The 23,416-nt window shown below is 29.2% G+C and carries 25 protein-coding genes; 2 read left to right on the top strand and 23 right to left on the bottom strand.

The features are described 5' to 3' along the window. Positions 1-102: 102 nt before the first annotated feature. The 18 genes from BN854_RS03000 to BN854_RS02915 all read right to left on the bottom strand — a co-directional run bounded on the left by BN854_RS03000 (position 103) and on the right by BN854_RS02915 (position 15,499). Positions 103-717, bottom strand: a complete 615-nt coding sequence (locus BN854_RS03000; RefSeq protein WP_026657950.1) for a tRNA (adenine(22)-N(1))-methyltransferase — start codon at positions 715-717, stop codon at positions 103-105. Further along, a complete protein-coding gene (gene rpoD / locus BN854_RS02995; protein ID WP_026657942.1) occupies positions 714-1,976 on the bottom strand; it encodes an RNA polymerase sigma factor RpoD in 1,263 nt (420 codons plus the stop codon). The genes BN854_RS03000 and rpoD overlap by 4 nt, the downstream gene beginning before the upstream one ends. A gap of 1 nt (position 1,977) precedes the next feature. Beyond that, a complete protein-coding gene (dnaG, locus tag BN854_RS02990) occupies positions 1,978-3,732 on the bottom strand; it encodes a DNA primase (protein ID WP_026657934.1) in 1,755 nt (584 codons plus the stop codon). A 17-nt stretch (positions 3,733-3,749) separates the two neighbouring features. Next, positions 3,750-5,108, bottom strand: a complete 1,359-nt coding sequence (locus BN854_RS02985; protein ID WP_026657931.1) for a glycine--tRNA ligase — start codon at positions 5,106-5,108, stop codon at positions 3,750-3,752. 15 nt (positions 5,109-5,123) lie between these two features. After that, the gene (recO, locus tag BN854_RS02980; RefSeq protein WP_026657923.1) at positions 5,124-5,786 is read right to left on the bottom strand and encodes a DNA repair protein RecO; all 663 of its coding nucleotides are present in this window, start codon (positions 5,784-5,786) and stop codon (positions 5,124-5,126) included. Then, the gene (era, locus tag BN854_RS02975) at positions 5,767-6,657 is read right to left on the bottom strand and encodes a GTPase Era (protein WP_026657916.1); all 891 of its coding nucleotides are present in this window, start codon (positions 6,655-6,657) and stop codon (positions 5,767-5,769) included. The genes recO and era overlap by 20 nt, the downstream gene beginning before the upstream one ends. Continuing rightward, on the bottom strand, positions 6,654-7,049 hold the full coding sequence (cdd, locus tag BN854_RS02970) for a cytidine deaminase (protein WP_026657911.1): 396 nt from the start codon (positions 7,047-7,049) through the stop codon (positions 6,654-6,656). The genes era and cdd overlap by 4 nt, the downstream gene beginning before the upstream one ends. Then, the gene (gene ybeY / locus BN854_RS02965) at positions 7,049-7,468 is read right to left on the bottom strand and encodes an rRNA maturation RNase YbeY (RefSeq protein ID WP_026657906.1); all 420 of its coding nucleotides are present in this window, start codon (positions 7,466-7,468) and stop codon (positions 7,049-7,051) included. Before ybeY ends, cdd begins: the two co-directional genes overlap by 1 nt. Further along, positions 7,465-8,412 carry a PhoH family protein gene (locus tag BN854_RS02960; RefSeq protein WP_026657900.1) on the bottom strand — a complete coding sequence of 316 codons (948 nt, stop codon included), beginning with the start codon at positions 8,410-8,412 and terminating at the stop codon, positions 7,465-7,467. The genes ybeY and BN854_RS02960 overlap by 4 nt, the downstream gene beginning before the upstream one ends. 88 nt (positions 8,413-8,500) lie before the next feature. Further along, positions 8,501-8,674, bottom strand: coding sequence for a 30S ribosomal protein S21 (gene rpsU, locus BN854_RS02955; RefSeq protein ID WP_026657893.1), 174 nt, complete (start codon positions 8,672-8,674; stop codon positions 8,501-8,503). A 94-nt stretch (positions 8,675-8,768) separates the two neighbouring features. After that, positions 8,769-9,458: an RsmE family RNA methyltransferase gene (locus tag BN854_RS07440; RefSeq protein WP_026657887.1), complete on the bottom strand. Its 690-nt coding sequence runs from the start codon at positions 9,456-9,458 to the stop codon at positions 8,769-8,771. A 59-nt stretch (positions 9,459-9,517) separates the two neighbouring features. Further along, a complete protein-coding gene (secG, locus tag BN854_RS02945; protein WP_026657882.1) occupies positions 9,518-9,751 on the bottom strand; it encodes a preprotein translocase subunit SecG in 234 nt (77 codons plus the stop codon). A 117-nt stretch (positions 9,752-9,868) separates the two neighbouring features. After that, entirely contained in the window at positions 9,869-11,314 is a 1,446-nt protein-coding gene (locus BN854_RS07435; RefSeq protein ID WP_026657875.1) for a DUF2130 domain-containing protein, read from the bottom strand. A 97-nt stretch (positions 11,315-11,411) separates the two neighbouring features. After that, a complete protein-coding gene (locus tag BN854_RS02935; RefSeq protein WP_026657867.1) occupies positions 11,412-12,434 on the bottom strand; it encodes an ABC transporter substrate-binding protein in 1,023 nt (340 codons plus the stop codon). Between the two features lie 12 nt (positions 12,435-12,446). After that, a complete protein-coding gene (locus tag BN854_RS02930; RefSeq protein WP_026657859.1) occupies positions 12,447-13,262 on the bottom strand; it encodes an iron ABC transporter ATP-binding protein in 816 nt (271 codons plus the stop codon). Then, a complete protein-coding gene (locus BN854_RS02925; RefSeq protein WP_026657853.1) occupies positions 13,259-14,230 on the bottom strand; it encodes an iron chelate uptake ABC transporter family permease subunit in 972 nt (323 codons plus the stop codon). The genes BN854_RS02930 and BN854_RS02925 overlap by 4 nt, the downstream gene beginning before the upstream one ends. Next, positions 14,227-15,183 (bottom strand): iron chelate uptake ABC transporter family permease subunit, encoded by a 957-nt coding sequence (locus BN854_RS02920; protein WP_026657846.1) that lies wholly within the window; start codon positions 15,181-15,183, stop codon positions 14,227-14,229. Before BN854_RS02920 ends, BN854_RS02925 begins: the two co-directional genes overlap by 4 nt. Beyond that, a complete protein-coding gene (locus tag BN854_RS02915; protein ID WP_026657838.1) occupies positions 15,176-15,499 on the bottom strand; it encodes an antibiotic biosynthesis monooxygenase in 324 nt (107 codons plus the stop codon). Before BN854_RS02915 ends, BN854_RS02920 begins: the two co-directional genes overlap by 8 nt. 188 nt (positions 15,500-15,687) lie before the next feature. Between BN854_RS02915 and BN854_RS02910 the strand changes: the two genes are divergently transcribed. Continuing rightward, entirely contained in the window at positions 15,688-16,290 is a 603-nt protein-coding gene (locus BN854_RS02910) for an MBL fold metallo-hydrolase (RefSeq protein ID WP_026657834.1), read from the top strand. Between the two features lies 1 nt (position 16,291). Further along, a complete protein-coding gene (locus tag BN854_RS02905; protein ID WP_026657828.1) occupies positions 16,292-16,822 on the top strand; it encodes a peptidylprolyl isomerase in 531 nt (176 codons plus the stop codon). Between the two features lie 99 nt (positions 16,823-16,921). Here the strand turns inward: BN854_RS02905 and rlmD are convergent, their stop codons facing one another. The 5 genes from rlmD to gnd form a co-directional block, all read right to left on the bottom strand. After that, positions 16,922-18,199, bottom strand: coding sequence for a 23S rRNA (uracil(1939)-C(5))-methyltransferase RlmD (gene rlmD / locus BN854_RS02900; protein WP_084600796.1), 1,278 nt, complete (start codon positions 18,197-18,199; stop codon positions 16,922-16,924). After that, the gene (locus BN854_RS02895; protein ID WP_026657817.1) at positions 18,174-19,391 is read right to left on the bottom strand and encodes an L-serine ammonia-lyase; all 1,218 of its coding nucleotides are present in this window, start codon (positions 19,389-19,391) and stop codon (positions 18,174-18,176) included. Before BN854_RS02895 ends, rlmD begins: the two co-directional genes overlap by 26 nt. A gap of 11 nt (positions 19,392-19,402) precedes the next feature. Continuing rightward, entirely contained in the window at positions 19,403-20,890 is a 1,488-nt protein-coding gene (locus BN854_RS02890) for a carboxypeptidase M32 (RefSeq protein ID WP_026657808.1), read from the bottom strand. A 180-nt stretch (positions 20,891-21,070) separates the two neighbouring features. Further along, positions 21,071-22,426 carry a glucose-6-phosphate dehydrogenase gene (zwf, locus tag BN854_RS02885; protein ID WP_026657800.1) on the bottom strand — a complete coding sequence of 452 codons (1,356 nt, stop codon included), beginning with the start codon at positions 22,424-22,426 and terminating at the stop codon, positions 21,071-21,073. Next, complete coding sequence (gnd, locus tag BN854_RS02880) at positions 22,423-23,325, bottom strand: phosphogluconate dehydrogenase (NAD(+)-dependent, decarboxylating) (RefSeq protein WP_026657794.1); 903 nt, start codon at positions 23,323-23,325, stop codon at positions 22,423-22,425. The genes zwf and gnd overlap by 4 nt, the downstream gene beginning before the upstream one ends. Positions 23,326-23,416 lie beyond the last annotated feature (91 nt).

The following is a 23,416-nucleotide window of genomic DNA, read 5'->3' as shown; positions in this document are numbered from 1 at the left end:
TTATTTTGTCTTATGTTTTATTATACATTAAAATATCTTTGTGTAAAGAAATATAGCCAGTATATAAAATAAAAGGAAGTCTTTAACTTCCCTTTATCATTATTATAAGTTATTCTTTAAAAAGTTTATTTTATCTATAATGTTAGCTTTCTTTTGCAAATCAATTTTATTTAAAAGATCTTCATAGTATTTTACTAGGTGTCTATAGTAATCTTTAGATTCAGGTTTTTTCTTTAAAACTGGGCCTACTAAAATATCTTCTTTACTTAGTTTCATTGTGCCTTCTGTCACTTTGATAAATACATAATAGAATTTATCATAGATGACAGACTCATCAATAATTTTAAAGTGGTTACTTTCTAGCCAAACTCTGAGTTCTTCAAGTCTATCATTAGCACCTAATAGAAAATCCTTCTTTTTAGTAGGAGCTTTAGAAAGTATCTCAGTAATTAATATAGCACCCATGCCACATATTACTGCTAGATCAAAATCTTCTTTTATTCCTTCAAAACCATTACTTTGATAAAAAGTAACTGGATATTGTTTAAGATTATTCTTAGCACTTAAAAGTGGCTTTTCTCTTAAATCACTTGCAATGCCTTTTTCTATATAACCCTTTTGAAAAGCCTTTTTAAGCACCAGTCCATGATCACATCCTATATCTAGGACTGTTTTATATCCATTGGTTTGCTTAGAAATAAAATCTATTCTTTTCATTTTTTACCGATATATAGTTCTTTTAATTTGTTTTGTCTTGATGGTGCTCTTAATCTTCTTAAGGCTTTCGCTTCAATTTGACGAATGCGTTCACGTGTTACACCAAATTCACGACCAACTTCTTCTAAAGTATGAGTTTTACCATCTAAAAGACCATATCTAAGTCTTAATACTTTTTCTTCTCTATCTGTTAATGATTCTTCTAATACTTCGTCTAATGTCTTTTTAATCATTTCTTGCATCATAAAGTCATGTGGTGATAAAGCAGATGGATCACTAATGAAATCTCCTAATGATGAATCTTCTTCTTCACCTACTGGCGCTTCTAAACTGATAGGTTCTTTTGCAATACGTTGTATATTTTGGACTTTTTCTGGAGTGATTCCCATTTTATCCGCTACTTCTTCAACGCTTGCTTCTCTACCTAGTTCTTGAACTAATTGTCTTTGAATACGAATCATTTTATTAATTGTTTCAACCATATGAACTGGAATACGAATTGTTCTTGCTTGGTCAGCTACAGCTCTTGTGATAGCTTGTCTAATCCACCATGTTGCGTATGTAGAAAATTTAAATCCTTTTTCATAATCAAACTTATCTACTGCACGCATTAAGCCCATGTTACCTTCTTGGATTAAATCTAAGAATAATAAGCCACGTCCTACATATCTTTTAGCAATTGAAACAACTAAACGGTAGTTAGCTTCTACTAATTTTTCTTTAGCAAAATCTGCTTTATAAACAACATTTTCTAATTCTTTAACATCGTCTTCAACTAACTCAATTTCTTTGTTGTTAAAACTGTCTAATTGACTTTGTGCTTCTCTACCAGCAGAAACCATCATTGCATATTTACGTTCTTCATCAATTTTAAGAAGTGGTATTTGTCCGATTTCCTTTAAGTACATTCTAACAGGGTCATCCACTTTAACGTTTGTTACTATTTTCTCAATATTTAATAATTCTTCTTCTTGGATATCTTCTACTTCTAAGCTACTTAAAGAAAATTCGTCAGGCTCAGATTCATCGTTAACTTCGATATCATCTTCATCTAAGTCATCATCTAGTTGTCTAGTTTCAGCTTCTTCCTCTTCTTCATCATCTGAGACAATATCAATATCTTCTAACATTAAAGCTTGTTCTACTTGTCTATAAAGTTCTTCATCACCTTTTGTATGTTTTAATACATCTGCTGGGCTAAGGAGTTTGCTTTTGCTAGCTTTTTTAACTAATGATGCTATGATTTTTTCTAATTCCATCTTATATCCTCCGTTTACTCTCACTCATTTTTTGTTCTCGTTGTAACTTAAGTATTTCTTCTAAATATTTGTTTTCTTCTTCTTTAGTAGTTGCGGTTTCTACTAAGGAAGTTAAATCCGCTATTCTTTTTGATCTATGTAAATCTACATTAATCATTTCGATATATTCATCTAATTTTTCTTTTGTTTCTATTCTCATATTTTCTTTAAAGACAAAGTGATTTTTAAATTGATTAATTAAACTAGTAAAATCTGGATAGACTTCTAAGAATTTATCAATTTCTATTTTATCATAGTAATAAGTTTTATACATCTCACCTATTTTTTCAATAACTGAAGTAATCATCCAATTTGAGAGTTCATAAAAATGCACTCGTTCTAATATGTAATTTAAGAAATATGAGCTATTAATCACTTCATAAACTATTTGTATTTCAATCCACTCGTATTTATTTGAAACTCTTTGTGTTTCTTTTGGCTTTGGAAGAATATAGTCAGTTGTCTGATTTTGGGTATGATACTTAAGTATAATTCCCAGTTCTTCTAAAGCTTTTTTATAATAGAGGTTTCTTATGTTTTCATCTGTATATCTAAAAATAGTTTCTAATTCGTTTTTTATTTCTCTTGTATCATTACTATTAGTTAAGTCTTTTCCCTTAACAATTTTATCATACTTAAATGCATAAGGGTCTTTTAAATTTGTTTCGAATAATGATTGGTAGCTTGTTGCACCATATTTTTTAACATAATCATCAGGATCAAGTTTGTCAGGTATTTCTAAAATATTAACTCTTAAATTTTCTTTTTGTAAAATATCTATTCCTTTAATCGCTGCGTTCTGTCCGGCGTTATCGCCATCATAAGCAATAACAATATCATTTGATACCTTTTTTAAAAGGAGTGCTTGTTGCTTGGTTAAGGCTGTTCCCATGGTTGCTACGATATTTTTTAGTCCAGCTTTATAAGATGCAATACAATCAAAGAACCCTTCATATAAAATAACTTTTTTAGTTTTTCTAATTTCAGATAAACTTTCGTTATAGTGATAAAGCATTTCACCCTTTTTAAAAATTGGCGTTTCTGGGCTATTCATATATTTTACTTTTTCGTTTTTATCTAATGTTCTTCCAGAAAATCCAATAACCTTACCCTCTGGGTTTGTTAAAGGAAAGATGAGTCTTGATCTAAATAAGTCGTAATAGTCACCTTGGTCATTTTGCTTTACTAACCCTAGACTAATCATATCTGAAACTTGATACTCTTTGTCTTTTAATAATTGATAAAGTGCATCCTTTTCTTTAGGAGCCCAACCAATCTTAAAGTGCTCTATGTGTTCTTTTTCAATTTGTCTTTCTTTTAAATAATTAAGGGCAATTTCTCCCTGATTCGTATTTTGTAAAGAAAATTGAAAAAATTGGCTAGCATCATGCATTATTTTATATAAATGTTCGTTAGGATCAACTTTTACTTCATGAGAAACTTCAATGCCTAGGCGATCTGCTAGTTCTACGACAGCCTGTTGAAAAGAGATATTTTTTATTTTCCTATAAAAGGTAAGTGGTACTCCACCTTCTTTACAGGACATACAAACAGCTATATTTTTTTCTGGAGAAACGGAAAAACTGGGACTATTTTCTTGATGAAAAGGGCATAATCCCATATAGTTCTTACCTTTTTTTTCCAGTTGTACAAACTCACTGACTAAATCAACGATATTAACGTCTTCATTAATTCTAGAAATTAGTTTATCATCCATTTAATCAGCTCCTTTTCTTAGAATTCTAAGTATTTTTCAATATATGCTTTTAAATCTTTAATTTGAAGTCTTTCTTGTGCCATAGTATCTCTATGTCTAATTGTTACTGTATCATTTTCCATTGTTTCTTGGTCAACAGTCACACAAAATGGTGTACCTATCGCATCTTGTCTTCTATATCTTTTACCAATATTCTGTGTTTCATCATATGTAACATCAAAATGTTTTGCAAGTTCTAATTCCAATTGAAGTGCTTTTTCTGCATGAACCTTTTTCATTAGTGGTAAAACTGCTACTTTATATGGAGCAAGTGCTGGATGTAGTGCTAAAACTTGTCTTGTATCATCGTTTTCTAATTTTTCTTCTTTATAAGAATTTGTCAAGAAAGCTAGTACTAATCTTTCTACCCCAACTGATGGTTCTACTACATAAGGGATATATCTTTCATTAGTTTCAGGGTCTAGATAAGTTAAGTCTTCTCCTGAATGCTTTTGATGGGCATTTAAATCAAAGTTTGTTCTTGATGCAATCCCCCATAATTCATCAAATCCCCAAGGGAATTTATATAAAATATCTGTAGTTGCATTTGAATAGTGACTTAATGCTTCTTTTTTATGATCTTCAAACTCAACATTTTCTTCATGAATTCCTAAGTTAAGTAACCAAGATTTCATAAATTGTTTCCAGTAATTAAACCATTCCATTTCAGTTCCAGGTTTACAGAAGAATTCTAATTCCATTTGTTCAAATTCACGAGTTCTAAATACGAAGTTACCTGGAGTAATTTCATTTCTAAAGGCTTTTCCTACTTGGCATACTCCAAAAGGTAGTTTTTTTCTAGTTGTTCTTTGAATATTTTTAAAGTTGATAAAGATTCCTTGTGCTGTTTCTGGTCTTAAAAAGATTTGATTAGCTTGTTCTAATACAACCCCTTGGTGCGTTTGAAACATCATATTAAATGAACGAATAGGAGTCCAGTTAGTTGTCCCCATAACTTTATTTTTTACTAAGTATTCATGCATCTTTTCAGGTGTCCATCCATCTGGATTAATAGAAGGATCATGTTCAATAATTAGTTTATCTGCACGATAACGTTGATTATTATCTTTGTTTTCAGTTAATGGATCACTAAATCCTCCAATATGTCCGCTTGCTTCCCAAACTTTACTATTAAGTAATATAGAGCTGTCTAGCAGGACATTATATGGATTTTCTCTAACGAATTTTTGAATCCATGCTTCTTTAATATTTTTCTTTAATAAACTTCCAAGTGGACCGTAATCCCAAGTATTAGCTAATCCACCATAGATTTCACTACCTTGAAAAATGAAACCTGTTTGCTTGGCATATAATGTAATTTGTTCTAAAGTAACCATTTTTTCTAACTCCTATTATTTCATTGTTTTAAATTGATATTGCAAATAGTAATCATAATATTTAATCAAGAAAGATGATAATTGATCTTCTTGTGTAAACGCATCTGTTTGTTTATTAATAAATAATTTTAATAGTTCGGTTGTAGCTACGACATCAAGTATGATACTTTCTGTTTCCTCTTTGTAAATCAGTCTATTTAATAATAGACTATAGCCCTTAATTTTTCTTCCATCTGGTTTTAAATTAAAATGATAGCCTATAACTGGCAAGAGTCTTGCAAGAAATCTTAAGTAGCCTATTTTAGTATCTGAAAGAGCTTCTAAGGCTATTTTGAAGATGGTTTCATGCTCATCTTCATCTGTAACAACTTTATCTAAGAGTTCTAAAATAGTTGCGTATTTTTTAGTTGTATCATAGCTATCTTTTAGTTTATCATATGAGTCTAAAAGTTTGGCTTGGCTGATATTCATCATTCTCTTACCCATAGGGTTTAATTCAAATTCAATCAGTGATAAATATTGAGTAATAGCTCTATTAAGATTATTTGTTTTTTGTGCCCCTTGAAAAATTAAAGTATATTTACCTTTTTCAGTGTAAACAAAGACCATTTTGGCACTTTCTTTATACGGTAAAACTTTATAAATAATACCTTTTATTTTATTCGTCTTGGTATCCATAACGTTTTAACTCATTTGGATTGTTTCGCCAGTCTTTTTTAACTTTAATCCATAATGACAAATGAATTTTGGTATCAAGCGTTTTATTAATATCTCTTCTGGCCGCGGTTCCAATTTTCTTTATTTTTTCACCTTTAGACCCGATGAGAATTTGTTTTTGAGTAGAGCGTTCAACAATAATAATCGCAGTCACATCTACTGTATTATATTCTTCATTTGGTGTAATGCTTTCAATAACGACAGCAACCGAATGTGGGACTTCTTCTTGTGCGTGGTAAAGAATTTTTTCTCTTATGATTTCAGCCATTAGGGTATTATCTGTTTGATCGGTAACCATCTCTTCTGGATAGTATTGTGGTCCTTCAGGTAAATATTTATAAATAGCCTCTTTTAGGTGATCTAAGTTTGTAACTGAAGCAGCTGAAATAGGAACAACCTCTTTAAATGGATACGCATTAATATAACTTAATATAATTTCATCTGTTTGAATTTTACTTTTTAGTAAGTCTATTTTATTAATGACTAGAATTACTGGTGTTGAAATAGCTTTAAAGTAGTTAAGTATTTTAGTTTCAGATTTTCCTAAGTGTCTATCTGTTACAAATAAAACAACATCTACTCCTTGTATACTATTAACTGCCAGTTTATCTATTGTTTTTCCTAATAAATGTTTACCTTCATGCATCCCTGGAGTATCTACAAAGATCATTTGATATGCCTCATCATTAATAATCCCTGTGATTCTGCTTCGTGTTGTTTGTGGCTTTGGGCTAGTAATAGCTATTTTTTGTCCCATAAGGGCATTTAGTAGTGTAGACTTTCCAACATTGGGTCTACCAGCTATTGTGATAAATCCTGATCTATAACTCATAAAGAGTCCTCGTCTAAGTCAAATCCATAAGGTAAAAGTTCACTTGTTGTAAGTTCTTTGGTTTCTCCGTTTAAGTTAGAAAGATATATTTTTGCATTTTTTGGAACGAGTTCATACATCACTTGTCTGCAGGCACCACATGGAGATATTGGATTTTTAGTGTCTCCTACAATAGTAATTGAAATAATATCTTCTTTGTTATAGCCTTGGCTAAGAAGTGAAAATAAAGCACTGCGTTCTGCACAATTGCTAAGACCGTAAGAACCATTTTCAATATTCGCACCATAGATATGAGTGCCATCTTTTAATTCGATTGATGCCCCTACTAAAAATTTAGAATAGGGTGCGTATGCTCTTTTTCTTGCTAGTAAAGCATGTTCTAAATTAGTCATTATTTCACTCTTTCTAATTGAGCTTTTTTCAAGATTTGTTCTTGCATAAAAGTCATTTCTTTTTCTTCTTCTGGGGTATGGTGATCATAACCTTTAAGGTGTAAGTAACCATGAACAGATAAAAACCCTATTTCTCTTTCAAAACTATGTCCATATTCTTCTGCTTGGTTAATTGCTTGTTCAATTGAAATAAATATATCACCTAATGAATCATCATCTTCATCATCATTTGGAAAAGATAGGACATCTGTTGGTCTATCTACGTTTCTGTAAGTTAGATTGAGATTGTGTATTTGTTCAGGTGTTACAAAAATAATTTGCATATTCTTTTTTTCATCGATTGAATCAAAAATATGAGTAATTAATTTTTCTATTTCAGTTATGTCTGTTTGTGTTTGATTATGAAATTCAACTATCATGAGTTTTCATACCTTTCAAGAATTTTTTGTACTAATGGATGTCTGATGACATCTAGTTTATCAAATGTAACTATTTTAATTTCATCAATATTTTCTAAATGCTTTAAAGCATCTTTTAATCCAGATTCTTTTCCTTTTGGTAAGTCTGTTTGTGATGGGTCTCCACAAACAACCATTTTTGAAGAAAAGCCTAATCTTGTTAAAAACATTTTCATCTGTGTACTTGTTGTATTTTGAGCTTCATCTAAAATAACAAAAGCATTTTCTAAAGTTCTACCTCTCATATAGGCAAGAGGTGCTATTTCGATGACATTTTTTTCAAGTAGTTGATCTGTTTGATATTTACCTAACATTTCATATAAGGCATCATATAAAGGTATTAAGTAAGGGTCTACTTTTTCTTTTAAGTCCCCTGGTAAAAACCCTAGTGATTCTCCTGCTTCAACCGCTGGTCTGGTTAGAATAAGTTTTCTTACTTTGCCTTCTTTAAGTTGTGCTACTGCGTGTGCAACCGCTAAATATGTTTTTCCAGTCCCCGCTGGTCCAACTCCAAATACTAAAGGATATTTTTCTAATGCTTTAGAATATATTTTTTGGTTGAAAGTTTTAGGGTAAATTGCTTTTCCTTGATCACTAATCAGTATTTTCTTTTGATTTTTATATAAGTCTATAATATGTTCTAATTGTTCTTTTTCTGCAACTTTAATAATGTATAAGATGTCTCTTTCAGTTAATGCTACTTTGTTTTCAGCGAGTTCAATTAATACTTTAAATATTTCAGTTAAAAACGGCTTTGTTGCTGGGTCCGAATCCACAATAATTTCATCGTTTAAAATAGAAACTCTAATATCTAAATACTCCTTAAATACTGCTAAATTCTTATCATGCATCCCTACTAATAGATTTAAGGTTTCTGGATGCTTAATTTTAACGTCTAGTTTCATTCATACCTCCTAAATTCGCTTATAATTATACCATAGTAATAGACAAAAAAGCACCCTAAGGGTGCATTTTATTTACTGAAGAGTGGATTTAACGTTTTTTTCCACGAGCTGCTCTTTGGCGCATTTTTTTATCAACACTTGGTTTGATATAAAATTCTCTCTTGCGTGCTTCTGCGAGGGTTCCTGATTTAGAAACGTCACGTTTGAAACGTCTTAAAGCATCTTCAATTGACTCTTCTTTACGTACAATTGTTTTAGGCATGTCTGCCCTCCTTCCGCACTTGAATTAGTTTGGTTTAACCGCAATTATTATATCTAATTTTTAATCATTTGTCAAAGTATCCTATGATTTTTCTTCATTTTTTTGCATAAAAGTAAGATAAAACGTATAAATGAGCTAATTCTGTTGGCATGATGTATTCACCTAGTGATACAAAACTAGCATTTAGTGTTTTAAAATAAATGCGTTCTTTTTCATCAATGCCACCTTCAGGTCCAATAATGAGAGCAATCTTTGCGTTTGGGTTTGTTATCTCAATTTCATTTAGCTGAACTGTTTTCTCATTTTCATCAGCAACTATCACATAATCAAAGCTGTTAAAATCTATTTCTTTTAAAGATTTTAAAAATTTAATTTTAGGCAGTTCATTTCTATGAGCAAGTTCAGATGCTTCTTTTACAATCTTTTCATATCTATTTAACTTACTATCTTCATTTTTTATTTTAGCAATACTTCTAATCATAGGGACAATGATGATTTCTTTTGCCCCAAAGATGGTAGCTGTTTTAAAGACTTCGTCTGTTTTACTACCTTTTGGAAGTCCTTGAATAATTGTAATATTAAGTAGTTTTTTATTTTCTAGTAATTCTATTTTTTGATATTTGATTTCATCTTCTGTTATTTCTAGTTTAGACAAGTAACAAGAGCCATTAAAACAAAGGATAACCTCATCCCCTGTTTTCATTCTCATGACTTTAGCAATGTGATGAAAATCATTTTTATCTGTAATAAAACCAGTATCAGTCGTTAAAAAATATCTTTGCATGTTAGCACCTCAAGAAAAAAAGTATTTCATAGAAATACTTTCATAATATCTTTGTTATTTTAGAATAATCTATCAATTGAATTAGACCAAAATATAAATCCGATAAAAAACGCTGTAAGAACCATCATTGATCTATTTAAGAATAACTCTGAACCTTGCATTTTACGATTTTTATATTGTTCTGATGCAACCCCTGTGAATGAATTCATTCCATCATCATCTGATTGTAATAATAAAACGTTTGCGATAAGTAAGAATGAAACAATTAATATTAAATAATCTGCAGCTTTCAAGTGAAAACCCTCCTTCGCATCTATTCATTTTATTTTAACAATTTTATCATATTTTGTCAATTCTAAATATCATATCAAAGCTATTATCAACTATAAAAACAATTTTTGTTTCATTAGTTATGCTTTGGAGTCTAATTTTTCTATTTTTGTGACAATCCTTTTTATTTTAAAATCATTAATTTTATTTTCTATTGTAATAATATGTTTGTTAATAATCATTTGAGCAGCTTCTAATAGTTTATTGTTCGCTTTAGTAATTGTTTCACTTTGGTTAATGATCACTTCAATATTCTTAACTATATTTTTAAGTGAGTTTTCTAAGATTTCTGATTTCATATTTTCAAATTCATCTAATATTTCTTGTGAGTCTTTAAATTTCAGTTGTTCTTCTTTCTTATCTAGGAATATTTCTTTATATTTAATACCGAAAGTTGTAATAATATTTAAAAATACTGTAAAGTATTGAGGTCTTACTAAATACATTTTTTCATAATCTGATATTTTTTGAATAGGGGCATCGTTTGTTGTTTCCCATTCAAGTTCACTTACTAAGATTGCGTATTCTAATCCCTTATTGTTTCTATCATCATTGAGTTTTTTAAAGAACTTTTGATTTGGTTGATGGTTGGTAGAGTTTGGATCTTCAGACTTCATTTCTAGTACTGCAGATGTTAAAACTTCAGTTTCATCTTTTTTGTTATTAGCATATACTTTATAAATAAAATCTGCTTTACCATTTTTTATGACTTCATTATCTTTTTGCCAAGTAACAAAATCTAGCAATGCTAGTGATTGATTTTGGAATTCTTGATCACACCATTTTTCTAAGTTTTCCCCTATCTTTTTAACGTTTAAAGAGCCTTTTTCTCTTTTTAATACATCTATTTGTTTTTCTAGTTCAGAAAGTTGTTCCTTGTACTTATAATCTAATTCTTGTATTTTATTAATATGTTTAGTTTCTAATAGTTCTTCACTAGTTTTAATATCTTTTTTATAAGTTTCTACTTCATTTTTTAGTTTATTAATTATTTCATTATAATAAGTATCTTTTTGTGTTTCTACTTGTTTTTTTTCTGCTTCTAAGGTGTTTAATTCAAGTTTTAAGCTGTTTATTTCTTTATTATATAAAGAGCCTTGTTCTGCAATAGTTCGTTCCTTAATCATTGCAATTTCGTTTTTTAGTTGTGTTGTTTCTGTGTTAAGTTTATGTGCAGCATCACTTAACAATTCTTTTTGTTCGTGGCGCACTTTATTTTCTAATTCTTTTAATTGATATTGAGCAGAGTTTAATTGTTCTGTATATTTTTCTTTTAATTCTCTATTTTTAGTTTCTAGTGTTTCTTTAACCTCTTTTAATTCAATCTCTTTTTCTAATAGTAATGCTTTTTTATATTCATTTAGTTTTTGTTCATAAACTTTATCTGTCTGGTCATTAATCTTTTGTAAAATTAGATTTGTGTCTATTGAAGTAATTTCTTTTAAATCAATTTGATCTCCTTTTTTAGCATCATTTTCTAATTCTAGTGTGTACTGATTAACTATTTTAACATGTGCTTTATTCATATATTTTCCCCGCCTTCATTGTTTGATTCTATTATATCACTTTAATCTTTATAAATAAAAAATGACTAATTTTTAGTTTAGTCATTTTGTTTATTTTTTAGTTTGCTAAAGAATCAATATATACTTGAATGTCCGCAATCATAGTTTTAGTAGATTGGAATCCACCAGTAACTAAATACCAAGCACCTGGGTTTAAATCATATACCTTACCTGCTTTAACAGCATCTAGTTTTTTAAACTGTTCTTCATTTTTTAAGTTTGCTAAGCCACTTTCATTATTGGTTGCTGCTGCTCGATCAAGTATGAAAATAACTTCTGGGTTAATGTTTGTTAAAGCTTCTAAGTTAATTGCAACACCGTGAGAACCTGCATCTTCTTGCCCAGAGGTTGCTCTAGCATCTTGGAATCCGAATTCTTTGTGTATTACATTATATCTTGATGATGTTCCTTTACCAAAAACACTTAATGCTTTTCCGTTACTTAATAAGAATAATGCTTGGTGTTGTTTTGCAACTTCATTAATTTCATTAAATTTAGTTTCAATAATTGTCATTTCTTTTTCTAAATCTGACTTAACACTTGGGAATAATTTTCCTAAATTTAAAACATTTTCTTTATGTGCTTCAATAGTATATGACGTATTAGAGGCATTAAGTATATCAGCTTGTGGATATTGTTTTTTTAGTGAACTATATAAATTTAAAGATCTACCATCTAATACGATTAATTCTGGATCCATTAAATTAAGTTGATCTAAACTAGCATCAAATAATGTACCTGCGTTAATATATTTTTCATCATTAAATTTTGATAAATCAACCGGAAGATTAGACTTAGGTAAAGCAAATGTTGTAATACCAGCTTTTTCTATACCTACTGTATCCAGCATATCAGCAACTCCTAAAGCAAATGTTACTACTCTTTTAGGGTTGATAAACATTTTTTGAGTAACTGCTTCTTTTTTATAAACAGTTTCTCCTTTACTATTTTTCTCACCTGTGTCAACACTGATTGTTTGTGTTATTTCTACAGTTTCTCCTGTTCTTTTACTACTATTGTTGCACGCTACTAACGTGATTGCTGCCACTAGTGCAACTATTAATGTTAATACCTTTTTCATCTACAACGAACCTTACCTTTCTTTTTTATTTTCAAGACTAGAGGTTCCGTCTAGTTCTTGATTTTTAAACTGATTATAATAAATACATACTTTTTTACCATTAACTCCTGCTATACAGAAGTCATGATCAAAAACATGGTCAAGTGTTTCTTTATCCATCATTTCATCAGATGAGCCTTCTTTGACAATTTGACCATCTTTCATTGCAACTATATGATCACAAAAAGCTGCTGCAAAATTAATATCATGCATAACAACAATTATTGTTTTATTGAAATCTTTAACTAAATTTTGTAAAATAGTCATCATTTCAACTGCGTATTTCATATCTAAATTGTTAAGTGGTTCGTCTAAAAAGATATACTTAGTATCTTGGGCAAGTATCATCGCTATATAAGCACGTTGTCGTTGCCCACCGGATAACTCATCTATAAAGCTATTTTCTATTTCTTTTAATTTCATATAAGTAATAGCTGATTCTATTTTTTCTATATCTTCGTTTTTAAGTCTACCTTTAGAATAAGGAAATCTACCATATGTTACTAATTCTTTAACTGTGATTTTGATATTGATTTGATTGGTTTGTTTTAAAATAGATAATTCTTTTGCAATATCATTAGATTTCATTTTAGAGATATCTTTTTCATCTATAAATATTTCGCCATTACTTGGTTGTAAAAGTCTAGAAATAACACCTAGTAGTGTTGATTTTCCTGCACCATTGGCCCCAATTAATGCTGTAATTTTTCCATCCTGAATTTTTAAATCAATATTATTTAGGATTTGTTTTGTACCATAACTCTGTGATATTTTTTTTATTTCAATCATATTTTATTCTCCCTTAAAATAAGGTATATCATATAAGATCCACCTATAAGATTAATAAGTACTGATACACTTGTTTTGTGTTGTAGTAACTCTGTTACAATTTGTCCAAATAGAACAAAAATAATTGACATTAATCCTGAGGCAATCATGAGCGTCTTATGGTTATTTGTCTTAAAAATTTCTCTAGCACTATTAACAGCTATGAGTCCTAGAAATGTCAAAGTCCCTATTAAAGCTGTTGAGATAGCAACCGCTATCGCTATATATACTAAACTAAGGTTGACTTTACTACTATAGTTTACTCCCAATGAGATAGCTGTATCCTCGCCTAAATCCATTACGTCATAATATTTATTTTGTTTAAACATTAAAACAATTAATACTATCATAATCGGTGTAGTTAAATATATCAATTGTTCATTAATATTATTTAAACTTACTGTAGTAAGATTTGAAACATTTTGAAATTGATCAGGATTCATATATGACTGGATAAAATTAGTAATACTTCCAGCTAAAGATGAAATAATCATTCCTACCAAGAGTAATAATATAATATTTTTCTTATCTTTTTTAAGTAATACTATGTACATTAAAAATGTTATGCCAACCATTGCCACTAGTGATATAGAGAAGTTTGCATATACATTTGTTAAGTAAACACTTGTTGCGCCTAAAAACATAACAATTAGTGTTTGAGTAATCACATAAATAGAATCAAATCCTAAAACACTCGGTGTTAAAATTCTATTATTAGTGATGGTTTGAAAAATTAATGATGATGTAGCTATTAAAATTGAACTCACTAAAATAGCTATTAATTGTGTACCTCTTCTTGTTAATATTCTTATAAAAACATTAGGCGTTGGGTGAATTACTTTAGTAGTTAAGACCCAAACAAAAAGGAATGCAAACATCAAAATAACACATAAAGCTATTAAAATAATATATTTAGTATTTTTTTTCATATCTTCTTCCCCTTTTTAAATATTAAAATCAAGAAGATGATAGCTCCTGTTATTCCCATTGTAAAACCAACCGCAACTTCATATGGGAAAATAATCAATCTACTTATAATATCATTCAATAAAACAAAGATTGATCCTATAAGTGCAATATCAAAAATGCTTTTCTTTATATTATCTCCATAATACACAGTGACTATATTAGGTATAATAAGTCCCACAAAAGGTAAAGGCCCAACTACGACTACAGTGCTAGCTGATATCGCTGAGATGATAATTAAAGCAATAGCCATCACAAACTTATAGTTAACTCCTAAATTTTTAGAAAAGTCTTCTCCTAAAGCAACCACCCCAAAAGATGCTGAAAAAATAAATGCAGCTATCATTGCAGGAATTAAAATAAGTAATAAAGTTGAGTTTAATAATGTGATATGTGAAAATGTTGCTAAGTTTAACCCAGCTAGAATTTGTAATGAGTTTGTTTGATGAGCAATAAAGGTTGCTATCGCGCTTATAAGTGCTCCATACATCATTCCTATTAAGGGTACATAGATAACATTTTTAAATTTTATTTTATTCAGTAAAAATATAAAAACGAAAGAACTTGCCATTGCAAAAATAAAGGCAAACCCAAATTTTACTGATAAACTTTGACTTCCTAAAAATAAATAACCAATAAGAACCCCAAGCATAGCAGCGTTGCTTGTTCCTGCTGTTGATGGTGAGATAAACTTATTTCTACTAACTGATTGCATAATAAGACCAGCAACACTCAAAGATGATGCTGCTAAAATAATTACAACAGTTCTAGGTATTCTGCCATAAACAAAATTAGTCCATGCCAGTTGATTTCCTTCAAAAAGTTCTTTAATAAGATTCATATTAGGACCTATAATTAAAGAAACTATTGTTAATATAATAAATATCGTAACGATAATAATTCTTTTTTTATTCATGTTCCTTTGACGCAATCATTTCGTATGCTTCATGAGTTACTTCTAAAATACCTTCTGGTCTTTTATTATGTTCATGATCTTTATTTCTATGCATTGCAATATGCTCAGGGCTTCCTTCCCAAACATAAAACGCCTTCTTATCTGTCCAATAAATCATCGTTTGATAAATATCATACTCTGGATTTTTTCCTGAAAACAAAACTTCCATTCTAATAAAACCTGGAGATTTTGTCACTGGACTTGGATTAGAAAAACGTTGCGCCACTTGTTCTTTGTTTCCTTTTACCATTTTCATGGTACGCACAATAACGTACATATTTTCCACCTGCTTTTCTTCTACAATTGTGTATTTAACACAATAGTTATTTTATGCTATCTAAGCCTTAAAAGCAACCTTTTTTATATTTTTTATAAATAACGATATACTTTTTATAAATAAGTTTTTTATTACCACTTATTATCTCATTTTAGCTATAAAGTGTTATAATACTTTTGGTGATAACAATGGAAATTAAACAAATAAAATTAGGGTCAATTAGAAGTAATTGCTATGTAGTAAGCCATTTAGGCAAGGCAATGATTATTGATCCAGGCTTTGAAGATACTCAAGTCATAGACTACTTAACCCAAGAAAATTTAGAACCTACTTTAATTTATGTAACTCATGGCCATTTCGACCATTGTGGTGGTGTTAAACAATTAAAGGAACTTTACCATATTCCTGTTTACGCTCCATTAAAGGATAAAATTTGGATGACTGATAACGCCTATAATAGATGGCTTTATGATATTCCTGTTGATTTTTGGATTACAGGAAAAGACTCTATTTCTTTTTCAGGTCTAGAATTTAAAATTTTAGAAACTCCAGGGCATTCTGAAGGTGGAACTATGTTATATCTTGCACCTTATCTATTTGGTGGAGATACTTTATTTTTTGAAAGTATTGGTAGAACAGATATTCCTTTTTCAAGTCTAGATGTCTTGTTAGATACAATTAGAAATCTTTATAAAATTTTACCTGATAATACTACTATTTATCCAGGGCATGGTAGACCAACAACTATTTCACATGAAAAACAAAATAATCCATTTGTAAGAGGAGTTTAAGATGAACGCTAACGAACTATTAAATAAAAATAATCCGACAGTAACTATTACTGTTAAAAACATGGGAGATATTACTTTAGAATTATTCCCTCAAGTAGCACCTAATACAGTTAATAACTTTATTAAATACATTGAAAAAAATTATTATGATAATCTTATTTTTCATAGAGTCATTCCAAACTTTATGATTCAAGGAGGGTGGGGCAAAAATATTTTCCCACCTATAAAAGGAGAATTCAAGCAAAATGGGTTTGATAATCAACTCGTTCATACCAAAGGGGTTATCTCTATGGCTAGAACAATGGATAAAAATTCCCAAACTGCACAATTCTTTATTATGCATAAAGATTCACCTCATTTAGATGGTGCTTATGCAGCATTTGGTGTTTTAACAAGTGGTTATGAAATTGTTGATAAGATTGCTAGAGTGCCACGTGATCAAATGGATAAACCAAAAGAGGATATTGTTATCGAAAAAGTTACTTTATCATTAAATGGTTATACTCCAGAAGAACCTATTTATTTTATATAATTGACTAAAAGCTTAATCTTAAAAGGATTAAGTTTTTTTATAAAAAAAGATTTCCTTAAATAGTCGACTGAATCAGTTCTATTTTTGGAAATCTTTTTATTATTTTAATTTTAAAACAACTAATGTTTCTAAACTGGTTGTTTGTGGGAACATCTTTATAGGTTGTATTGTCTTAATTTCATAAGTACTAGTTAATAATCTTAAATCTCTAGTTAATGTTTTTAAATCACATGATAAATAAATAATTTCTTTAAATTTTTTATCTAAAATAGTATCTACAAGTTTAGGCATTAATCCTTGTCTTGGTGGATCTAATACTAAAGTATCTGCACTTAAACCTTCAACTGCGTCCTCTGAGTTATCTTTGATAATATTAACTGATTTATAATCATTTTCGCGTTTTGTTTTATTTGCTAATAAAATATTATCCACTTGATTATCAATCATATCTATTGTAAGATTAGGATTTTTCTTATATAGATAAAACCCAATACTACCTACACCACAGTAAGCATCAATAATTTTCTTACCTGTAATATTTTTTGATATTACATCATAAGTCATTTTCATCACTGGTAAATTCACTTGTAAAAAGCTTTTATCAGTGATATATAGTTCATCTTCTTTTAATTCGCTTGTTCCAGAAACTTCGTAACTCTTATGTCCTAAGATTACTTTATCATTTGGTTTAATATTAATTGTAATACCAATTACTTGTTTAAATGTTTCTAGTAAACTAATCAGTTCGTCTTTTCCCAAAAAGTTTTTATTAGTACTTACAAGTGTTACAACTAATTGATTTTGACTATTGTTTTTAAAAACAACGTGTTTAAGTTTAAATGGATCTACTTTTATTTTTGCTTTATTAATCTTAGTTAAAATTTCATTGACTATTTTATTAGCTAAAATGAAATTATCTACCTTAACTAGTTTAACTGGTTCTGTTGTGTATAAACCAAGTTGTAAAAATTCATCTTCTAAAACATGAAATACTACTTTATTTCTGTAATTGAAAGGATTATTATCTGTTAAAGTATCTAGAACTTTAACATCTTGTTTTAAAGCTCTTTTTAAAGTTCCTTCTGTTAATTCTTTTTGCCATACTAATTGTCTTTCAAATGAAAGATGTGATAAATCTAGGCTTCCTAAATTTGATTTTTCTGAAACTCTATCTGGACTATCAATTGTTCTTTTAATCATTTTACCAAAATATGAATTTTTTCCTTTTTTAGTAATTTCAATGAGTCCCTTTTCATTTTTTAATGCATCTGTAACAAAAATAACATCTTCTTCTATTTTAGCTACACCATTACCATTAAAATCTAAATCTACTATTTCTACTTCGTATTTTTTACCAACAGTTAACATCGTTATCATTTTCCTTATAATATTTTGCTAGACCACCTTCAGATGTTTCTTTATAATGACTATGCATATCTAATCCTGTTTGATACATCGTTTCAATGACTGTATCAAAGCTAATTTTTCTTGAATCACTTAAAAAAAACGCCAATCCACACGCATCAACAGCTCTTAAAGCCGCAACCGCATTTCTTTCTATGCAAGGAATTTGTACAAAACCATTAACAGGATCACAAGTTAATCCTAAATGGTGTTCCATTGCTATTTCTGCTGCATATTCTTGTTTATCAATACTTAAATTAAATAATGATGCATGAGCTGCGGCAGCCATAGAACATGCACTTCCAACTTCTGCTTGACATCCGGCAACTGCACCAGAAATAGAAGCGTTGTGTTTAATTAAGTTTCCAAATACTGAAGCGGTTGCTAATGCTTCAATTATTTTTTGATCGGAAAAATGATGTTTTTCTTGCATATAATATAAGACTGCTGGTAAAACACCACAAGCACCACAAGTAGGGGCAGTTACTATTTTTCCACCACTTGCATTTTCTTCATTTACTGCGAAGGCATAAGCACTAATGAGTCTGTTTTCTGTTATTTCAGAAACTTCATTTTTAAGCTTTTTAGTTATAAGAGATGGTGCTTTTCTAACAACTTTTAAGTTACCAGGTAGTATGCCTTGTGTCATAAGACCTCTTTTAATACTTTCTTTCATTGTTTCCCAAATCAAGTATAAGAAGTCATCAATTTCATCGCCTTCAATTACTTTTACATATTGATATAGATTGATTTTTCTATCTTTACAATACTTACTAATTTCTTTAAAAGAGCCCTGAGGATAAATATTAGGAATAGATTCTTCTTCTCCTACAAATACTATTTTTCCACCGCCAACACTTAAAACTTCATGTGAGGCAATTTCAGTATTATCTTTGTTAAAAACTTTAAAAATCATTGTATTTGGGTGTTTATCTTTATCTATTTCAAACTTAAATATAACTTCTTTTTCAGGTAGTGCTTTAATAATTGCTTCATCTGTAAGATGTCCTTTACCAGTCAAAGCCAAGGAATTATAAAGTGTTATTTCAAATTTTTGTGCTTCTTGATATCTACTTAAAATAATGCTTGCGGCATTACTAGGTGCCATTGTATGTGAACTTGATGGACCAAAACCAATTCTATATAATTCTTTGATTGTTTGCACACGATTACCTCTTAATAAGAAAATTTACGTTTTAAATATTCTATGTAGTATTTAGGATCAAACTTATCTTGCGTTGCTAACAACATAAGTTCTTTTGGAGTTTTACTTGCTCCATATTGGTGAATATGTGTTTTTAACCATTGATTAATCAATGTAATATTATTGTTTTCAATAGCACTTTCAACATTAATTTCACTATTCATCGCATGATAAATTTGTGCTGCATAAGCTGAACCCAATGCATATGTTGGAAAATACCCAATTGAACCTTGTGACCAGTGAATGTCTTGTAAAACACCTTCTGCATCGTTTTTAGGTCTAACCCCAACATATTCTGACATATATTGACGCCATTTTTTAGGTAAATCTTTTACTTTTAATTTACCGTTAATCAATTGTTTTTCTAATTCATATCTAACCATAATATGTAATGGATAAGTTAATTCATCTGCTTCTGTTCTAATTAAAGAACGTTTAGCAATATTTACATATTGATAGAATTCTAGTAAGGATACCCCTTTTAGTTCTTTTTTAAAGATGGATTGCAATTTAGGGTAATGTAACTCCCAAAAGGCATATGATCTTGCAATCATGTTTTCATACATTCTAGATTGTGATTCATGAATCCCCATGCTTGCACCAGCACCTAAAACTGTTCCATCAAATTTAGGGTCTACTTGTTGTTCGTAAATAGCATGTCCAATTTCATGAATAGTTGAAAAAACGCTTGATTCTAATAAATTTTCTTTATATGCTGTGGTGATTCTAACATCTGTACTTGTAACATTAGATGTAAATGGGTGAATACTTTCTTTTAAAACACCTTTTTCTAAATCAAATGCGAATACTTTAGTAATATATTCTGAGAATTCTTTTTGTCTAATCGCATCAAATTTACCTTTAGTTAGCTTTTTACTTACTTTAGTTTTCTTTTGTGTTGCATTTAAAACAAATGGGACTAAGTTTTCTTTAAGTTCATCAAAGAAATAATCATACTCTTTAACTCCCATTCCTTCTTCATACATATCTAGTAAAACATCATAACCTTTAAGTTCATCAGTTTCAAGATATTTAGTTAATTTTCTATTAAACTCAATAATTTTTTCTAAGGTTGGTAAGAAATATTCAAAATCATCATTTTCTTTTGCATGAGCCCAAATAGTTGCGCTCTTGCTTTGTAATTTTTGATATTCTAATAATTCTTCTTTTGGAACTTTCTTAACAATATCTAAACTCTTGTAAACTTTTTTGATTTCTAATGCTAAAATTTCATCTAATTTTTCTTTATTTTCAAATAACTTAGTTACTGCATTTATATAGTCTATGCTTGATTCAACATTATAAAGTTCTTCTGATAATATTGATACTTGTTCGCTCATATAATCAATTGCTTTTTTAGGGCTTTCTGTTTCTTGATCCCATGAAATCAACCATAGTGCATATTTATAAGCTCTTATCTTATTTTTAGTATCATTATAAATTTTTATATAATTTTCCATTGTGCCTCCTAATAAAATATATTCTTTATTATTATAGCACGTTTTAGCCCTATTTAGTTAGAGAAGTTTTGACCATATAATTAAAATATGTGAATTTTTATGGATAAATAAAAAGTACCTAATCCTTTTTCTTAGTTTTAAAAACTAAAATACTTGATTAAGTACTATACTTTAAATTAATTATAAATCAATTTTTTCTGTTTTTTTAATTCTTTCTTTAAGCTCATCAAATGTCTTATAACGAATAAAGTCTAGTTCTTGATTCACCAGTTGATCAATTAAGCGCCAAGACTGTTCAATTTCATCCCAGCGAACATATAATTGATTATTTCCGTTTATGGCATCTAAAATCATTTTTTCATATGCTTCTGGTAGTTCATCTTTTAAATTATCTTTAATACTATATTTCATATCAGAAGTAGCACTCTCATCATTTAGTCCAAATACTTTATGATTTAAGTTGAATCTAACCCCTTCATTTGGTGAAATATCAATATAGAGTTTATTTGTTTCTTTTTCTAAATTAAGTTGATTAGAAACTGATCTAAATTCAATAATAATTTGTGATTTTTTTTCATCTAGCTTTTTTCCTGTTAAAAGATATAAAGGAACATTTTCAAATAATTTACTGTGAAGTTCAGCTTTTAAAAATACAAATGTATCAGTTTGAGATGTTGCTGGTATATTTTTTTCTTGTAAGTATCCTTCATATTGTCCTAAAAAAGAGAGTTTAGAATCGAATTCTAAATGATTTAATACTTCTAGTTTTTTATCTTTAATTGCTTCACTTGTATTTTCTAATGGTGTATCCATCACAATTAAAGAAAGTACTTGTAATAAATGGCTTTGAACCATATCTTTAAGGGCTCCTGCAGTATCATAGTAACCCGCTCTATTTAAGATGCCTTCTTCTTCTTTGGCAAGAACTGTAATACTTGCAATGTTGTCTTTATTCCAAATATGCTCAAAAATTTTATTGCCGAATCTTAAGTTAACAATATTTCTTACCATTTCTTTTCCAAGATAATGATCTATTCTATAAATTTGTTGCTCTTTAAAATATTGCCATAGCATTTGATTGATTTCTTTAGCACTATCATAGTTGTGTCCAAAAGGCTTTTCAAAAATAATACGATCGCTAAGTTTTTCAACTAGTTTACTTTCAAAAATATTTTTAGAAACATTTTCTAATAATTCTGGTCCGATTGCTAAATAAAATAAATTTTGAGTGTTTCTATCACTATATTCATTAATCTTATTTTTTAAACTGTGATAATCATTTAATTCAGTGATTTGCATCTTAAAATATTCTAAGTGATCTTCTAAGAAATCTCTGTCTAGTTTACTACTTGTTAAAGTTTGCATATAGTCTAGATAATCTTTTTTTGTATACTCTCTTCTTCCTAAGGCAAGTATTAAAACATCTTTTGATATTTCTTTATTTTTTGTTAAATTTGTAATTGCAGGTAGAAGTTTTCTAGCTGTTAAATCTCCTGTTGAACCAAAAATTGTAATGATTAACTTCTTAGTTTTCATTTCTTTTTGTAAACAGCGTGTCCGCCGAATTCCTTTCTCATAGCCGCAACCACTTTTTCACCAAATTTGTCTTCATCTTTAGATTTATATCGAGAAAATAGGGATTGGGTAATGACTGGTAAGGAGACTTTAGCTTTTAATGCTTCTTCTATCATCCACATACCTTCACCAGAATCATCAATTCTTCCTTCAATTTCATCTAGGTGACTATCTTTATCAAAAGCACTTTCTATATATCCAATAAGTGCTGATTCAATGATAGAACCATTATTCCATACTTGAGCAATTTTTTTATAGTCTAAGTTTTTAAAATTAGAATTTTCTAATAAATCAAAACCTTCACCTATAGCTTGCATCATGCCATACTCAATACCGTTATGAACCATCTTAGTGAAGTGTCCTGAAGCAGGACTTCCCATATAACCATAGCCATTAGGAACTGATATATCTTTATATACTTTTTCTAAATATTCAAAATTTTCTTTTGTGCCACCGATCATTAAGCATGCACCATTTCTAGCACCAAAGGTCCCACCTGAGGTTCCTACATCTACAAAGTCAATTTGTTCTAGTAAAAGTGATTCATAGCGTTTAAGACTTAAATTAAAGTTAGAGTTTCCACCATCAACGATAATATCATTTGGTTTTAAGTAAGGTTTTACTTGATTAATCACATCATCTACATATTGATTAGGCACAAGTAACCAGACAATTGTTCTATCTTTATTTGTATTTTTTAATAATTCATCAATAGAATTTTTAACTACGATTCCTGTTTCTGATATTGTTTTTCTAACTTGTTCAGATGGATCATATCCAATCACTTCATGTCCATGATCTTTTAGGTTCAATGCTAAATTACTTCCCATTTTGCCTAAACCAATTAAATGTATTTTCATTTTAAATCCTCTTTCTACACTTTTTTAATTTCATATATATTTTAACATACTTTAGATTAAGTTACCTTTTTTATTCCTTAAACAATAAAAA

Source organism: Alteracholeplasma palmae J233 (assembly GCF_000968055.1).
Taxonomy (GTDB): domain Bacteria; phylum Bacillota_I; class Bacilli_A; order Acholeplasmatales; family Acholeplasmataceae; genus Alteracholeplasma; species Alteracholeplasma palmae.
The sequence above is the reverse complement of the archived record's forward strand: the minus strand, read 5'-3'. Positions and strand labels throughout refer to the sequence as shown.

Bases quoted from the DNA above. Each gene is read 5' to 3' on its own strand.
- BN854_RS03000 (WP_026657950.1), bottom strand. From the start codon at position 717: ATGAAAAGAATAGATTTTATTTCTAAGCAAACCAATGGATATAAAACA.
- rpoD (WP_026657942.1), bottom strand. From the start codon at position 1,976: ATGGAATTAGAAAAAATCATAGCATCATTAGTTAAAAAAGCTAGCAAA.
- dnaG (WP_026657934.1), bottom strand. From the start codon at position 3,732: ATGGATGATAAACTAATTTCTAGAATTAATGAAGACGTTAATATCGTT.
- BN854_RS02985 (WP_026657931.1), bottom strand. From the start codon at position 5,108: ATGGTTACTTTAGAACAAATTACATTATATGCCAAGCAAACAGGTTTC.
- recO (WP_026657923.1), bottom strand. From the start codon at position 5,786: ATGGATACCAAGACGAATAAAATAAAAGGTATTATTTATAAAGTTTTA.
- era (WP_026657916.1), bottom strand. From the start codon at position 6,657: ATGAGTTATAGATCAGGATTTATCACAATAGCTGGTAGACCCAATGTT.
- cdd (WP_026657911.1), bottom strand. From the start codon at position 7,049: ATGACTAATTTAGAACATGCTTTACTAGCAAGAAAAAGAGCATACGCA.
- ybeY (WP_026657906.1), bottom strand. From the start codon at position 7,468: ATGATAGTTGAATTTCATAATCAAACACAAACAGACATAACTGAAATA.
- BN854_RS02960 (WP_026657900.1), bottom strand. From the start codon at position 8,412: ATGAAACTAGACGTTAAAATTAAGCATCCAGAAACCTTAAATCTATTA.
- rpsU (WP_026657893.1), bottom strand. From the start codon at position 8,674: ATGCCTAAAACAATTGTACGTAAAGAAGAGTCAATTGAAGATGCTTTA.
- BN854_RS07440 (WP_026657887.1), bottom strand. From the start codon at position 9,458: ATGCAAAGATATTTTTTAACGACTGATACTGGTTTTATTACAGATAAA.
- BN854_RS07435 (WP_026657875.1), bottom strand. From the start codon at position 11,314: ATGAATAAAGCACATGTTAAAATAGTTAATCAGTACACACTAGAATTA.
- BN854_RS02935 (WP_026657867.1), bottom strand. From the start codon at position 12,434: ATGAAAAAGGTATTAACATTAATAGTTGCACTAGTGGCAGCAATCACG.
- BN854_RS02930 (WP_026657859.1), bottom strand. From the start codon at position 13,262: ATGATTGAAATAAAAAAAATATCACAGAGTTATGGTACAAAACAAATC.
- BN854_RS02925 (WP_026657853.1), bottom strand. From the start codon at position 14,230: ATGAAAAAAAATACTAAATATATTATTTTAATAGCTTTATGTGTTATT.
- BN854_RS02920 (WP_026657846.1), bottom strand. From the start codon at position 15,183: ATGAATAAAAAAAGAATTATTATCGTTACGATATTTATTATATTAACA.
- BN854_RS02915 (WP_026657838.1), bottom strand. From the start codon at position 15,499: ATGTACGTTATTGTGCGTACCATGAAAATGGTAAAAGGAAACAAAGAA.
- BN854_RS02910 (WP_026657834.1), top strand. From the start codon at position 15,688: ATGGAAATTAAACAAATAAAATTAGGGTCAATTAGAAGTAATTGCTAT.
- BN854_RS02905 (WP_026657828.1), top strand. From the start codon at position 16,292: ATGAACGCTAACGAACTATTAAATAAAAATAATCCGACAGTAACTATT.
- rlmD (WP_084600796.1), bottom strand. From the start codon at position 18,199: ATGATAACGATGTTAACTGTTGGTAAAAAATACGAAGTAGAAATAGTA.
- BN854_RS02890 (WP_026657808.1), bottom strand. From the start codon at position 20,890: ATGGAAAATTATATAAAAATTTATAATGATACTAAAAATAAGATAAGA.
- zwf (WP_026657800.1), bottom strand. From the start codon at position 22,426: ATGAAAACTAAGAAGTTAATCATTACAATTTTTGGTTCAACAGGAGAT.
- gnd (WP_026657794.1), bottom strand. From the start codon at position 23,325: ATGAAAATACATTTAATTGGTTTAGGCAAAATGGGAAGTAATTTAGCA.